The organism is Flaviramulus multivorans (genome assembly GCF_021728415.1).
Lineage (GTDB): Bacteria > Bacteroidota > Bacteroidia > Flavobacteriales > Flavobacteriaceae > Sabulilitoribacter > Sabulilitoribacter multivorans.
Genome location: NZ_JAKKDV010000002.1, coordinates 172,103 through 186,834, shown reverse-complemented (window position 1 = coordinate 186,834; position 14,732 = coordinate 172,103). Strand labels below are relative to the sequence as shown.

The following is a 14,732-nucleotide window of genomic DNA, read 5'->3' as shown; positions in this document are numbered from 1 at the left end:
ATTTATATGATAAAGAAAGTGTTTAAAATTAGAGTAATAGCTATTATATTATTTGTTTGTCTTTTTAAAGGGTATTCACAGACTGATAATAACGATGATTTTAAAGAAGTTGAGAGTATTGCTAAAAAGATGTTTGTTGACATGAACAATAGAGATTATGATGCCATTATCGACATGATGCATCCTAATGTTTTTGAGATGGTTCCTAAAGAAACGTTAAAAACACTTTTTAAAAGTGCTCTAGAAGGAAATGAAGCGTATTCAATTGAGTTACCAACTAGTATACCAGAATACAAAGTCTCAAAAATTTTTAAAAGTGAAGAAGAAAATTTAGAATACTCCTTTGTTTCTTATGAAATGGACATGAAAATGACATTCAATAATGAAGAGTTTGATGAAGAAGCTAAGGAAATGATGATTCCAATGATGAAGGCTCAAGGAATGGATGTAGAGTTTATTTCTAATAACACGATGAGTGTTTCAATGAAAGATAGAATGACGGTTATTATGAAGGACGATTCTACAGATAATACTTGGGTTATGATAAATTATGATCCCGACTCACCATTATTTTATCAAATAGTGCCTTCTAGTTTAATAGAAACTGCAAAAGAGTATAAGCAAAATTTAATGCTGGAAAGTAAAAAGAAAAGAGAATAAAAACGATGAGCGAAACAATAAAAGTGCCAACTATGGCGGAATATATGGCTCAAGGCAAACAACCAGAAGTGTTATTTTGGGTAGGTTGTGCTGGAAGTTTTGATGATAGAGCAAAAAAAATAACGAAGGCTTTTGTTAAGTTATTAAACAAGGCAAACGTTGAGTTTGCTGTTCTAGGTACTGAGGAAAGTTGTACAGGAGACCCAGCAAAACGTGCTGGAAATGAATTTTTGTTTCAAATGCAAGCGGTTACCAATATTGAGGTATTAAATGCGTATGAAGTAAAAAAGATAGTTACGGCTTGTCCGCATTGCTTCAATACTATAAAAAATGAATACCCAGAATTAGGAGGTAATTATCAGGTGATGCATCATACACAATTCCTAAAAACATTGCTGGATGAAGGACGCTTAACTATTGAAGGCGGGAAATTTAAAGGCAAACGTATAACCTTTCACGACCCATGTTATTTAGGAAGAGCAAATAATGTTTATGAAGCACCTCGAGAGTTAATTCAAAAATTAGAAGCAGAGTTAGTCGAGATGAAAAACTGCAGACGTAACGGATTATGCTGTGGAGCAGGAGGTGCGCAAATGTTTAAAGAACCAGAAAAAGGGGATAAAGACGTAAACGTAGAGCGTACAGAGCAAGCCCTAGATGTAAAACCTGAAATTATTGCAGCGGGTTGTCCGTTTTGTAATACCATGATGACCGATGGTGTTAAAGCAAAAGAAAAAGAAAGTGACGTTGCGGTTATGGATGTTGCAGAATTAATCGCAAATGCTGAAGATTTATAAAAAATAATGCTAGTAGATTTTAATACTTTACCTGAAGAATCTCGTGTTTGGATTTACCAAGCAAATCGTTCATTTACTGAACAAGAACTTGAGGAAATTCAATCAAAACTTGACACTTTTATAGAAAATTGGACGGCTCATGGCAGTGATTTACAATCAGGTTATATCATAAAATATAAACGATTTATAATAATTGCTTTAAACCAAAAGCTGAATGCCGCTACAGGTTGTTCCATTGATGCATCAGTCCATTTTATACAGCAATTAGAAAAAGATTATAATGTTGATTTAATGGATAAAATGAATGTGTCTTACAAGCAAGGTGAATTTGTTGCATATAAAACACTTACTGATTTTAAAAAAATGGCAAAACAAAAAGCCGTTTCAAAAAACACTATTGTATTCAATAATTTAGTTAATAATATTGCCGAATTTAAAGAGAACTGGGAAGTCCCAGTAAGTGAAAGTTGGCATAGTAGGTTTTTAAACTAAAAATGACATTATTCCTAAAAAACTTTCATAATTCAATTAGAATTTTGATTTTTACCGCTTTGAAAATTGAGGCACGAAATTATGGCTAACGATATCTTTTTACTTAATATATCTGGACCAGATAAACCAGGTTTAACTTCAGGTTTAACAACTGTTTTGGCGGATTATGATGCAAAAGTGCTTGATATTGGTCAAGCAAATATTCATGATACCTTGTCACTAGGGATGCTTTTTGAAATTCAGTCTGGTGAAAAATCATCTGCGGTTCAAAAAGATTTACTATTCAAAGCTTATGAATTAGGCATCACAGCAAAATTTACACCTATTAGTCTTGATGACTATGAACATTGGGTAGGGCTTCAAGGAAAAGACAGATATATCGTTACCATTTTAGGAGATAAACTATCGGCGCATCAAATATCTGCAGTTACTAAAGTTTTGTCTGATAAAAACTTGAATATAGACGCTATAAAAAGACTTACAGGCCGTTTGTCGCTAGTTAGGGAAGAAGAATATCCGCGTGCTTCCATAGAGCTGTCAATTAGAGGAAAAATTAATAATAAAGCAGAACTTACTGAAAAATTCATGCAGATTTCTCATGATTTAAACGTGGATATCGCTTTTCAAGAAGATAATATTTATAGACGAAACAGACGTTTAGTGTGTTTTGATATGGACTCAACCCTGATTCAAACCGAAGTCATTGATGAATTGGCTGAATTAGCTGGTGTTGGAGAAGAAGTTAAGGCTATTACTGAAGCTGCTATGAATGGCGAGATTGATTTTAATGAGAGTTTTACAAGACGCATGAAGCTTCTTAAAGGTTTAAGTGAAGACGTTCTACATGACGTGGCTATTAATTTACCCATAACCAAAGGAGCTAGAAGACTTATAGATACTTTGAAAAGCTATGGCTTTAAAACGGCTATATTATCAGGAGGGTTCACCTATTTTGGTCACTATTTACAAAAAGAATTGGGTATTGATTATGTATATGCTAATCAGTTGGAAATTAAAGATGGTCTTTTAACAGGTAATTATTTAGGAGACATTGTGAATGGTAATAGAAAAGCCGAATATCTTAAAGAAATAGCTCAAAAAGAAGGGATAGATATAAATCAGACTATTGCTGTTGGTGATGGCGCTAACGATTTACAAATGCTAAATCTTGCGGGATTAGGGATCGCTTTTCACGCAAAACCAACTGTTAAGGACAATGCCCAAAGTTCTATCTCTAGTATTGGGTTAGATGGCGTACTCTATTTGTTGGGCTACCATGACAGACACATAGATTTAATAGAATAACAGTAGGTTATTTTAGTTAACTATTTCTTTATAAAACTATCTTAAAGTCTTTTCATCTTATTCTTAAAAGTATTATTTTGGCATGATTATTAATATTACCTAATTAAAAGTATTAATAAGCCTAATTAATCGTTTTATGCGTCAAATCTTATTCACAGTTTTTTCTTTATTAATTTCATTTTCAATATTTAGTCAATCCAATAATCCATTAGTTTCTTCAGATTCAGAAGGACAAAAAAAATGGGTAGATAGTGTTTATACATCCATGACTTTAGCTGAAAAAGTTGGTCAGTTGTATATGGTTCAAGTCATGTCTAATCAGGATGTCGCTACAAAAAATAAGATTATCAAACTTATTAACGAACATCATATAGGTGGATTAATCTACTCAAATGGTGGACCATTAAGGCAAGCACGATTAAATAACGAATTGCAAGCGATATCAAAAATACCATTGCTTATTGGAATGGATGCCGAATGGGGATTAAGCATGCGCCTGGATTCCACCTATGCATTTCCATGGAATATGACCCTTGGAGCTATAAAAGACAATAAACTCATTGAACAAACAGGTAGACAGATAGGAGAGCATTGTAAACGTTTAGGGGTTCATTTTAATTTTGCACCTGTTGTAGATATTAATACAAATCCTAATAATCCCATTATAGGAAATCGTTCATTTGGAGAAGACCGAGATAACGTAACCGAAAAGGCGCTGGCTTTTATGAAAGGGATGCAAAGTGCTGGCGTTTTAGCTAATGCAAAACATTTCCCAGGGCACGGTGATACGGAAACCGATTCTCACCATACATTACCGTCAATAAATTTTAGTGAAAAACGTATTGATTCTATCGAGTTATACCCCTACAAAAAATTAATACAAAAAGGACTTTCAAGTGTCATGGTTGCACACTTAAATGTACCAAGTTTAGATTCAACAGGCTATCCTTCATCGTTATCAAAGCATATTGTAACAGATATTTTAAAGGAAAGGTTAGGTTTTGAGGGGTTGATTTTTACTGATGCTTTAACTATGAAAGGTGCTGCTGATTTTGATGAAACAGGAGATATTGATTTAGCTGCTTTTATGGCTGGGAATGATGTGATGTTGATGTCGGAAGATGTAAGTATTGGTGTTTCTAAAATTATTGAAGCCTATAATAAAGGAGATGTTACTGAGGCGCGTTTAGAGCATTCCGTTAAGAAAGTGCTACAAGCAAAATATAAAGTGGGTTTAAATAATTATGAACCTATTGGTTTGTATAATTTATCTAAAGATTTGAATAGAGTTAAAGACGATGTTTTATATGAAGAGCTTATTGAAAATGCTTTAACGGTTCTACAAAATATTAAAGCTACGCTACCAATTCGCCAATTAGAAACGAAAAATATAGCTTATGTGAACTTAGGTGATGATTCGGGAGATATATTTTTTAACGAACTAAAAAAATACGCTAAAGTGCATCAAATATCATCAGAAAATTTAGATGATTTAACGGATAGACTTCAACCCTATAATACTGTTATTGTTGGGCTTCATCGCTCGAACCAAAACCCATGGAAAGAATATGAATTTACTAAAGAAGAACTTAATTGGTTAAGTGAAATAGCTAGTACTCACACAGTTATTTTAGATGTTTTTGTAAAACCGTATGCACTGATGGATTTAAAAAATATTGATAACATTGAAAGTATTATAGTAAGCTACCAAAACAGTAAGATTGCTCAAGAAAAATCTGCCCAACTTATTTTTGGTGCGATTGCTTCAAAAGGGGTATTACCAGTTTCTGCAGGAAATCATTTTGTGGTCGGAGAAGGCATTCCTTCATTTGGAATAAAAAGATTAGGCTATACTATTCCAGAAAGGGTTGGTATGAGTTCAGAAAAATTGAATAAAATTGACTCGGTTGCTCAATATGCCGTAAACAATAAGATGACTCCGGGAATTCAATTATTGGTAGCTAGGGAAGGAAAGGTTATTTATAACAAAAATTTTGGAAAGCACACGTATGATGGCAAAGAAGAAGTAGAATTTGATGATATTTATGATGTAGCTTCATTAACTAAAATATTAGCTACATTGCCGTTACTGATGGAATTAGAAGAGCAAGGTATCGTTTCGTTAAACGATAAGCTTGCTGATATTCTTCCAGAATATAAAGGTTCTAACAAAGCGAATATAACGTTGTTGAGAATGTTAACACATTATGCTAAATTAAGACCGTGGGAGCCATTTTATTATCGAACTTTAGATTCGGTCACAAAACGCCCTAGTCCTAAATATTATCGTTCAAAACGCAGTGAAAAGTTTAATATAGAAGTCGCTAAAAACTTATATTTAAGAACAGATTATCAAGACTCAATTCCTGAAATAATAAAAGAGTCGGAGCTACTTGAAACGCTCAGGTATCGATACAGTGATTTTCCCTATTACATTTTAAAGAAATTTATTGAAAAGCATTACGACAAAACCCTTGAAGAATTGGTTCAAGACCGTTTTTATCAATCTTTAGGAGCTAATTATACTATGTACAATCCATATCATAAAATAAGCAGTAAAAAAATTGTCCCTACTGAAGAGGATGATTATTATCGCTATCAAAAAATTCATGGTTATGTGCATGATATGGGAGCTGCAATGCAGAATGGTATAGGTGGTCATGCAGGAGTTTTTAGCAATGCTAATGATGTTGCCAAAATTATGCAGATGTATTTGCAGAAAGGGTTTTATGGAGGAAAACGATATTTAAAACCTGAAACCATAGATAAGTTTAATACGTGTTATTTTTGTGAAAACAACAATAGGCGAGGTGTTGGTTTTGATAAACCCCAATTGGGAGATGAAGGTCCTACATGTGGATGCATATCTATGACTAGTTTTGGGCATTCGGGATTCACAGGAACGTACGCTTGGGCAGACCCAGAAAAAGAAATTGTATATGTGTTTTTAGCCAATAGAACCTATCCAACAGCAGGTAAAAATCTATTATTGCGTGAGAGTATTAGAACCGAAATACAACGCTTAATTTATGAAGCGATAGAAGAGTAAAATTATATTTAAAAATAAAAAATGAAAATAGGAATTGTTTGTTATCCAACGTTTGGAGGTAGTGGTGTAGTGGCTACAGAATTAGGTTTAGAGCTTTCTAAACGAGGTCATGAGATTCATTTTATTACCTATAACCAACCGGTGCGTTTAGAGTTAATAAGCAATAATGTGCATTATCATGAGGTAAATGTACCAGAATATCCTTTGTTTCATTATCAACCATATGAGTTAGCTTTATCAAGCAAATTGGTAGATATGGTGAAGCTTCATAAAATAGAAATCCTTCATGTTCATTACGCCATTCCTCATGCTTATGCCGCTTATATGGCTAAAAAAATGTTGCAAGAAGCAGGTATCTATGTACCTATTGTGACCACTTTACATGGAACCGATATTACTCTTGTTGGGAGCCATCCATTTTATAAGCCAGCGGTTACATTTAGCATTAATAAATCGGATGCTGTGACTGCGGTTTCGCAAAGTTTGAAGGATGACACCATGCGTTTGTTTGATATTAAAAACGATATTCATGTTGTTCCTAATTTTATAGATTTAGAAAAATATAAAGTTCACGGGTTTTCTGATTGCCAACGTGGAATGATGGCAAAAGAGAGCGAAAAAATAATAACACATATAAGTAATTTGCGACCGGTAAAGCGCGTAGACGATGTTATAAGTATCTTTTATAATATCCAGAAAGAAATGCCAGCAAGATTAATGTTTATTGGTGAAGGACCTGAAAAGGAAAAGGTTGAAAATAGATGTATCAAACTCGGTATTCTTGATAAAGTGGTATTCTTTGGGAAGAGTAATGAAATAGATAAGATATTATGTTTTAGTGATTTGTTTTTATTACCATCACAAACCGAAAGTTTTGGTTTAGCGGCACTAGAAGCCATGGCATCTGGCGTGCCGGTAATTTCTAGTAACACTGGAGGTATTCCAGAAGTTAACGTTCAAGGGGTTTCAGGGTTTTTAAGTAACGTGGGTGATGTTGATGAAATGACCAAAAATGCCTTATATATTCTAGGTGATGAAAACCGACTAAAAACGTTTAAAGAAAATGCTCGAAGAGAAGCTTTAAAATTCGATTTACATAAAATTGTTCCACAATATGAAGCAATATACCAAGATACTTTAAGCAAGTGTTTGGTGATGTAATTAATTTTAAACGCCTTGCCCAAAAGTTAATAAATTATTGTCTGGGTCGAGTACTGAGAATTCTTTTTGTCCCCAAGGTTTTACTTGCAAAGGATCATTAGGATGTATACTTATTTTCTTTTCTAAAAACCAACTGTACAAATTTTCAATATCATTTGTTCTTATATAAACTTGTCCATAATTCTTTTTTGGTTTCAATCCTTTAAATTCAAAAAAGTGAATTTCAATATCATCTTTATAAATCATTAAATAACCATCGTAATCTTCACTTCCAGTTTCTTTAAAACCCAATTTATTTAAGTAATAATCTTTGGTTATTTCCTTATTTCTCATGGGTAATTTCGGATTTATATCTTTTAGCATAGTTTGTGTTTTAAAGTTTCACAATCTAAGTTACCATTTTTTTTAGCACCAATTAAAAAGTTAAATAAAATATACGCAACAAAAAAAGCACTCAAACGAGTGCTTTTTTATTCTTATATAGGGTTTATTTAAAACTGGTAACGAATACCTAATGCTATATCAAAATCTAAATCGTCTCTAAAATCCCCAAAACCAAGTTCTGGTCTAAAGTCTAATGACAATTGTAAAGGAATATCAAAATTATATTCAATTCCAATATCACCAGCGGCAAAAAGCGCTGTTTCACTTTCACCATCTAGCACATTTTTACCATCAAAAGAGGCAATTCCACCACCAACACCAGCATACCAGTTAAAACTTCCATCTAAAACCCAAACCCATTGGTACAAACCTGTAAGTTTAAAGGCATTATAGTTGTTACCATCTCTCCAACCAAAGTCTAGCTCTAAACGGTTGTTGTCACCTAATGCGCGTTGATACGATATTTCGGCTCCTAAGCCGTCGCTATCACCTAAACGTAAACCTAAAGCATTCTCTGAAATGGTTTGTCCGCTTGAAGCGAAAGCAAAACCTAATAGGGCAAACGATAATAAAAATAATTTTTTCATAAATTTTAAATTTTTAGTTCATTAATATATACGGTCATTTTGTCAAAATAGACCATTGTTTAACATTCAGGTTATTTTTACAAAAATAACGCCAAAAATGTATTTATATTTAGGCAACCAATAGATTATTTAGCGTAATGTCTTTAAAAAGCTTAAAATCAGACTTATCGGGTGAATTATTTTATGACGATTTATTAAAGTCTATTTATGCCACTGATGCCTCCGTTTATAGAATACTGCCATTAGCGGTAGCATACCCGAAAAGTAATGATGATATTAAGCGACTTATCAAATTTGCAAAAGAACATAAAAAGTCACTTATTCCTAGAGCTGCTGGTACTTCATTGGCTGGACAATGTGTAGGAGAAGGCATTGTGGTTGATGTTTCAAAATACTTCACCAAAATTTTAAGTGTTGATAAAAATGCTCAAACAGTTACGTTACAACCTGGGGTTGTGCGTGATGCACTCAATAACTATTTAAAACCATTAGGTTTATTTTTCGGACCAAATACCTCTACCTCAAATCGATGCATGATGGGTGGTATGGTTGGTAATAACTCATCAGGAACCACATCAATTCAATATGGTGTAACGCGTGACAAAGTTCTAGAAATACAGGCTGTTTTAAGTGATGGAAGTGAGGTTGTATTTGGTGAAATAACAAAAGATGAGTTTCATAACAAAATGAAATTAACCACTTTAGAAGGTGATATTTATAGAACGATATACTCGGAATTGAAGTCCGAAAGTACTCAAAATCAAATCGTAGAAAACTTTCCAAAACCAGAAATTCATCGAAGGAATACAGGTTATGCCATTGATGAATTAATAAAATCTGAGGTTTTTTCAGAATCTACCACAAAATTCAACATGTGTAAACTACTTGCCGGTAGTGAAGGTACTTTGGCTTTTACCACACAAATTACTTTAAAGCTTGATGTGCTGCCACCAAAAGAAAGCATGATGGTTGCAGCTCATTTTAGTAGTATTGAAAATTGCTTAAATGCTGTGGAATTGGTAATGAAGCATAATTTGTATACCTGTGAAATGATGGATAAAACCATTTTAGATTGTACAAAACATAACAAAACACAACAGGAAAATAGGTTTTTTATCGAAGGCGACCCAAAAGCTATTTTAATGTGTGAAGTTAAGGCTGACACTATAGATGGAGTAAAAAACTTAGCAGAAAACCTGTTGTTGGATATTAAAAAATCGAATTTAAGTTATGCTTACCCAACATTAAAGGGAGAAGAGATTGACAAAGCTAACAATTTGCGAAGTGCGGGTTTAGGATTGTTAGGAAATATTATTGGAGATAAAAAATCGGCTGCTTGTATTGAAGACACAGCGGTAGCGCTACCAGACTTAGCAAAATATATTTCTGAATTTTCAGCATTAATGAAACGCTATAATCAAGAGGCGATTTATTATGCACACGCTGGAGCAGGAGAATTGCATTTACGCCCAATTTTAAACTTAAAAAAGCAAGAAGATGTTGTGTTGTTTAGAAAAATAACAACCGATGTAGCTCAATTAGTTAAAACATATAGAGGCTCCATGAGCGGAGAACATGGGGATGGAATTGTGCGCTCAGAATTTATTGCGATGATGATAGGTGATGAAAACTATCAAATTTTAAAAAGAATAAAAGAAGCTTTTGATAGTGATAATATATTCAATCCAGGTAAAATTATTAATTCTTTACCAATGGATAAAAACCTGCGTTATGTTTCTGATAGAAAAGAACCAGAAATAGAAACGTTACTAGACTTCTCGAAATCTCAAGGTATTTTACGTGAAGCTGAAAAGTGTAATGGGTCGGGAGATTGCAGAAAACTTCCAGAGTTTGGTGGTACTATGTGTCCAAGTTATCGTGCCACTAGAAATGAAAAAGATACAACGCGCGCAAGAGCCAATGTCTTACGTGAGTTTTTAACCAATTCTGAAAAAGCCAATAAGTTTGATCATAAAGAACTGAAGGACGTTTTCGATTTATGCTTAAGCTGTAAAGCCTGTGCAAGTGAATGCCCAAGTAGTGTGGATGTGGCTAGTTTAAAAGCAGAATTTCAGTATCAATATCAAAAAGCCAATGGGTTTAAGTTTAAAGATGAGTTTTTTGCGAAGTCGACCCGATACAACAAAATAGCTTCAAGAGCTCCAAAATTTTATAATTTCCTTTTTCAAAATGGTCTTACTTCAAGTTTAATTAAAAAAAGTTTAGGAATACACCCAAAAAGAACATTGCCAAAAATTACTAAAGTATTCTCTAAAGTAAGTACAGTTAACCATCGGAATAAAGGAGTCCTATCAATAGAAAAGCGAAATAGAACGCTTTATCTTTTTGTTGATGAATTTATTAATTACCTAGAATCTCCAATAGCTATAGACACTAAATTACTTTTAGAAGATTTAGGGTATGATGTAATCCCCGTTTCGGATTTAGAGAGTGGTAGAAGCTATTTATCAAAAGGTTTTTTAGAAGAGGCTAAACATCTAGCAAACAAAAATGTATCCATTTTTAAAGATAAAATTTCAGCAGAAATACCCTTAGTTGGTATTGAACCATCAGCCATTTTAACTTTTAAAGACGAATATTTAAAACTCGCAGATGATAAGGCTTCCGCAGAAACAATTGCAAAACATACGTTTTTAATTGAAGAATTTATTCAACAAGAAATAGTATTAGGTAATATAAAACCAGATCAGTTTACTTTAGAGAGTAAAACCATAAAATTCCATGGACATTGCCACCAAAAAGCTAATAGTAATCAATTATCAAGTTTTGCCGTATTGAACTTACCTAAAAATTATAAAGTGACTATCATTCCAAGCGGTTGTTGTGGTATGGCGGGCAGTTTTGGCTACGAAAAGGAGCATTATGATGTGAGCATGCAAATAGGAGAACAAACCTTATTTCCTGCTGTTAGAAAAGCCAACCAAGATGTGATTATTTCTGCTAATGGTACAAGTTGCAGACATCAAATAAAAGATGGCACGCAACGAGAAGCTAAACATCCAGTTACCATTTTAAAAGAGGCTTTGGTTTAGTTAATTGCGTATTTTAGTCACCTTAATGCATTTTCATTTCCGTATTTCTAAGAATAGATTTACTTTAGCAACAAATTTTTATTATGGCTGGTAATTCCTTCGGTAAACTTTTTAATCTAACAACTTACGGTGAATCTCATGGAACCGCTTTAGGCGGTGTTATTGATGGTTGTCCTCCAGGGATTGAATTAGATATTGAAGCGATTCAAAACGAACTAAATCGAAGAAAACCAGGGCAATCCGTTATTGTTACCCAACGAAAGGAACCAGATACTGTAAAATTCCACTCAGGCATTTTTGAGGACGTAACTACAGGAACCCCTATTGGTTTTGTAATTGAAAATACCAATCAAAAATCACACGATTATTCTCATATAAAAGATAGTTACCGTCCAAGTCATGCCGACTATACCTACGATAAAAAGTATGGAGTAAGAGACTATCGTGGTGGTGGGCGCAGTTCTGCTCGCGAAACAGCTTGTCGTGTAGTAGCTGGTGCTATTGCAAAACAGATGCTTAAAGATGTACAGGTTACAGCCTATGTTTCTGCTGTAGGAACCTTAAAATTGGAAAAACCTTATTCAGAACTAGATTTAGCAAAAGCCGAAACAAATATAGTACGATGCCCAGACGAAGCTATGGCTTCAAAAATGGAAAATTACATTAAAGAAGTACGTGGTAAAGGCGATACGGTTGGTGGCATTGTTAGTTGTGTTATTAAAAACGTACCTGTTGGTTTAGGAGAGCCTGTGTTCGATAAATTACATGCCGAATTAGGTAAAGCTATGCTGTCCATAAACGCTGTAAAAGGCTTTGAGTATGGTAGCGGTTTTCACGGAAGCACCATGTATGGTAGTGATCATAATGATGCTTTTAATACTGATGGCACAACCAAAACCAACTATTCTGGAGGTATTCAAGGTGGTATCAGTAATGGTATGGATATTTACTTTAACGTGGCCTTCAAACCGGTTGCTACCTTAATTCAGGAATACGAAACCATCGATAAAGAGGGTAAAGTTGTGAAAATGCATGGTAAAGGACGTCATGATCCTTGTGTGGTTCCTCGTGCAGTTCCAATTGTTGAGGCTATGGCAGCCTTAGTTATCGCCGATTTTTATTTGCTCAATAAGATTTATAGTTAGTAGCTGTTTCCCGCTTTCAGCAGTCGCTTTTTTATGTCTAATCCATAAAAAGAGCTCCAACAAATGCTTCAATCGGGGCTAATGTACTCAACCCAAATAGATATTTACCTGCAAACATAATTTTAATATTATGATTTATTATTGGTTACATATTGCTTTTATTTTTATTGGTTCTCGCTTCTTTTGGAAAGAAGTAGATTTATGGGCAGATTTAACACGAACAAGACGGGTAAGTTTATTGGATTGCGAAGCCTTTAGGTTTATGGCAAACTCTAAGTATTTTTATTATATGGACTTAATCCGATTAGAAATTCTGTTTAGGTCAGATTTATATAAAAACACCATCAAAAAAGGAATGTTTCCTGTTTTAGGTTCACAAAAAATCATTTATAAAAAACCTTTAAAGCGTTGGGAAAAGTTTGATATCACCCTTATTCTTGAAGGTTGGGACGATAATTGGGTATATCATCGTCAGGTTTTTAAATGTCAAGATGAAATTTATGCAATAGGAATTACAAAAGTGGGGTTTTGGAAAAAACACAAAATTCAAAATATGAGAGACATAATATTTAATAGTGGTATTACTCAAGAAGATATGGAAGCATCACCCGAAATTTTAGATCTTTTTAAAAACGATTACGACATTATTAAGCATACAGAAGTTTTATAGCATTATCTTGTTAATCAAAATCTATTAACTCAAAATTCGTCAAACATTCAAAAATACTTATATTGTATTTCTAAAATTAGAAATTAGCTTATGAAAAAACTAGCACTACACTGGAAGATTATTATTGGAATGATTCTCGGAATCATTTTTGGTTTTATAATGAATAATGTAGATGGAGGCAAAGGCTTTGTCACCGATTGGGTTGCGCCTTTTGGAACCATTTTTATTAATCTTCTTAAGCTTATAGCAGTCCCTTTAATTCTAGCATCTTTAATTAAAGGTATTTCAGATTTAAAAGATATTTCTAAAATAAAATCGATGGGATTGCGTACCATTGGTATTTATATTGGTACAACATTGGTGGCCATTATTATTGGTTTAAGTATCGTAAACACAATTAAACCAGGTAAAGGGATGCCCCAAGATACCCTTGAAAAAATTAAATTAAAATACGAAAACGATGCGGGTGTAACCGATAAATTAATGAAAGCTTCTGCACAAAAAGATGCAGGACCATTACAACCTTTAGTAGATATTTTTCCGAGTAACATTTTCGAATCTTTTGTTGAGGCATCTATGTTACAGGTTATCTTTTTTGCCCTATTTGTAGGTATTTGTTTGTTGTTAATTGGTGAGAAGAAAGCAAAACCACTCATAGATTTCTTTGATTCTTTAAATGAAGTCGTGATGAAAATGGTCGACTTAATTATGCTTTTTGCACCTTATGCGGTGTTTGCGTTATTAGCCAATGTTATTATTGCCTTTGATGATGCCGAAATATTAATAAAACTATTATGGTATTCGCTTTGTGTTGTGGGCGGACTCATTTTAATGATTGGTTTCTACATGATTTTAGTAACCGTCTACGGAAAAAAATCACCTTTATGGTTTTTAAAACAGATAAGTCCAGCGCAACTATTAGCATTTTCAACCAGTAGTAGTGCTGCTACCTTACCAGTAACTATGGAGCGTGTGGAAGAACACTTAGGAGTAGATAAAGAAGTGTCTGGATTTGTTTTACCTGTTGGTGCTACTGTAAATATGGATGGAACTAGTTTGTATCAAGGTATTGCTGCTGTATTTATCATGCAAGTTATTTGGCCCGAAGGTTTAACATTTACAAATCAACTGGTTATAGTTGCGACAGCACTATTAGCATCAATTGGTAGTGCAGCGGTACCAAGCGCTGGTATGGTTATGTTAGTTATTGTGCTTGAATCTATAGGGTTTCCAGCGGAATTATTGCCCATAGGGTTAGCCCTGATTTTTGCAGTAGACCGACCTTTAGATATGTGCAGAACGGTAGTAAATGTAACAGGTGATGCCACCGTTTCTTTAATGGTAGCAAAATCATTAGGTAAACTACACGATCCCAAACCAAAAGAATGGGACGACCATTATGATGAAGTGAAATAAAATTTTTAAATTT

At 33.7% G+C, this 14,732-nt stretch carries 12 protein-coding genes; 10 read left to right on the top strand and 2 right to left on the bottom strand.

Features of this window, described 5'->3' with window-relative positions; translation table 11 throughout:
- Positions 1-6: 6 nt before the first annotated feature.
- The 6 genes from L3X39_RS05645 (at position 7) to bshA (ending at position 7,464) form a co-directional block, all read left to right on the top strand.
- Positions 7-660 (top strand): hypothetical protein, encoded by a 654-nt coding sequence (locus tag L3X39_RS05645; RefSeq protein WP_237230799.1) that lies wholly within the window; start codon positions 7-9, stop codon positions 658-660.
- Positions 661-665: 5 nt separating this feature from the next.
- A complete protein-coding gene (locus L3X39_RS05640) occupies positions 666-1,457 on the top strand; it encodes a (Fe-S)-binding protein (protein WP_237230798.1) in 792 nt (263 codons plus the stop codon).
- A 6-nt stretch (positions 1,458-1,463) separates the two neighbouring features.
- Positions 1,464-1,949 (top strand): ABC transporter ATPase, encoded by a 486-nt coding sequence (locus L3X39_RS05635; protein ID WP_237230797.1) that lies wholly within the window; start codon positions 1,464-1,466, stop codon positions 1,947-1,949.
- An 81-nt stretch (positions 1,950-2,030) separates the two neighbouring features.
- Entirely contained in the window at positions 2,031-3,254 is a 1,224-nt protein-coding gene (serB, locus tag L3X39_RS05630; RefSeq protein WP_237230796.1) for a phosphoserine phosphatase SerB, read from the top strand.
- Positions 3,255-3,390: 136 nt separating this feature from the next.
- Entirely contained in the window at positions 3,391-6,303 is a 2,913-nt protein-coding gene (locus L3X39_RS05625) for a serine hydrolase domain-containing protein (RefSeq protein WP_237230795.1), read from the top strand.
- Positions 6,304-6,324: 21 nt separating this feature from the next.
- Complete coding sequence (gene bshA, locus L3X39_RS05620; protein ID WP_237230794.1) at positions 6,325-7,464, top strand: N-acetyl-alpha-D-glucosaminyl L-malate synthase BshA; 1,140 nt, start codon at positions 6,325-6,327, stop codon at positions 7,462-7,464.
- A 6-nt stretch (positions 7,465-7,470) separates the two neighbouring features.
- Here bshA and L3X39_RS05615 read toward each other — a convergent pair whose 3' ends face one another.
- Both L3X39_RS05615 and L3X39_RS05610 read right to left on the bottom strand, forming a co-directional pair.
- A complete protein-coding gene (locus L3X39_RS05615) occupies positions 7,471-7,827 on the bottom strand; it encodes a bleomycin resistance protein (RefSeq protein WP_237230793.1) in 357 nt (118 codons plus the stop codon).
- Between the two features lie 128 nt (positions 7,828-7,955).
- On the bottom strand, positions 7,956-8,435 hold the full coding sequence (locus tag L3X39_RS05610) for a hypothetical protein (RefSeq protein WP_237230792.1): 480 nt from the start codon (positions 8,433-8,435) through the stop codon (positions 7,956-7,958).
- Positions 8,436-8,572: 137 nt separating this feature from the next.
- Between L3X39_RS05610 and L3X39_RS05605 the strand changes: the two genes are divergently transcribed.
- From L3X39_RS05605 to L3X39_RS05590, 4 genes are all read left to right on the top strand, one after another.
- Positions 8,573-11,488 carry an FAD-binding and (Fe-S)-binding domain-containing protein gene (locus tag L3X39_RS05605; protein WP_237230791.1) on the top strand — a complete coding sequence of 972 codons (2,916 nt, stop codon included), beginning with the start codon at positions 8,573-8,575 and terminating at the stop codon, positions 11,486-11,488.
- 83 nt (positions 11,489-11,571) lie between these two features.
- Complete coding sequence (gene aroC / locus L3X39_RS05600; RefSeq protein ID WP_237230790.1) at positions 11,572-12,633, top strand: chorismate synthase; 1,062 nt, start codon at positions 11,572-11,574, stop codon at positions 12,631-12,633.
- A 130-nt stretch (positions 12,634-12,763) separates the two neighbouring features.
- Entirely contained in the window at positions 12,764-13,303 is a 540-nt protein-coding gene (locus tag L3X39_RS05595; RefSeq protein WP_237230789.1) for an acyl-CoA thioesterase, read from the top strand.
- A gap of 90 nt (positions 13,304-13,393) precedes the next feature.
- Complete coding sequence (locus L3X39_RS05590) at positions 13,394-14,719, top strand: dicarboxylate/amino acid:cation symporter (protein ID WP_237230788.1); 1,326 nt, start codon at positions 13,394-13,396, stop codon at positions 14,717-14,719.
- Positions 14,720-14,732 lie beyond the last annotated feature (13 nt).

Coding starts and splice junctions, on each gene's coding strand:
- L3X39_RS05625 (WP_237230795.1), top strand. CDS start 3,391: ATGCGTCAAATCTTATTCACAGTTTTTTCTTTATTAATTTCATTTTCA.
- L3X39_RS05640 (WP_237230798.1), top strand. CDS start 666: ATGAGCGAAACAATAAAAGTGCCAACTATGGCGGAATATATGGCTCAA.
- aroC (WP_237230790.1), top strand. CDS start 11,572: ATGGCTGGTAATTCCTTCGGTAAACTTTTTAATCTAACAACTTACGGT.
- L3X39_RS05635 (WP_237230797.1), top strand. CDS start 1,464: ATGCTAGTAGATTTTAATACTTTACCTGAAGAATCTCGTGTTTGGATT.
- L3X39_RS05645 (WP_237230799.1), top strand. CDS start 7: ATGATAAAGAAAGTGTTTAAAATTAGAGTAATAGCTATTATATTATTT.
- L3X39_RS05590 (WP_237230788.1), top strand. CDS start 13,394: ATGAAAAAACTAGCACTACACTGGAAGATTATTATTGGAATGATTCTC.
- L3X39_RS05595 (WP_237230789.1), top strand. CDS start 12,764: ATGATTTATTATTGGTTACATATTGCTTTTATTTTTATTGGTTCTCGC.
- L3X39_RS05605 (WP_237230791.1), top strand. CDS start 8,573: ATGTCTTTAAAAAGCTTAAAATCAGACTTATCGGGTGAATTATTTTAT.
- L3X39_RS05610 (WP_237230792.1), bottom strand. CDS start 8,435: ATGAAAAAATTATTTTTATTATCGTTTGCCCTATTAGGTTTTGCTTTC.
- L3X39_RS05615 (WP_237230793.1), bottom strand. CDS start 7,827: ATGCTAAAAGATATAAATCCGAAATTACCCATGAGAAATAAGGAAATA.
- bshA (WP_237230794.1), top strand. CDS start 6,325: ATGAAAATAGGAATTGTTTGTTATCCAACGTTTGGAGGTAGTGGTGTA.
- serB (WP_237230796.1), top strand. CDS start 2,031: ATGGCTAACGATATCTTTTTACTTAATATATCTGGACCAGATAAACCA.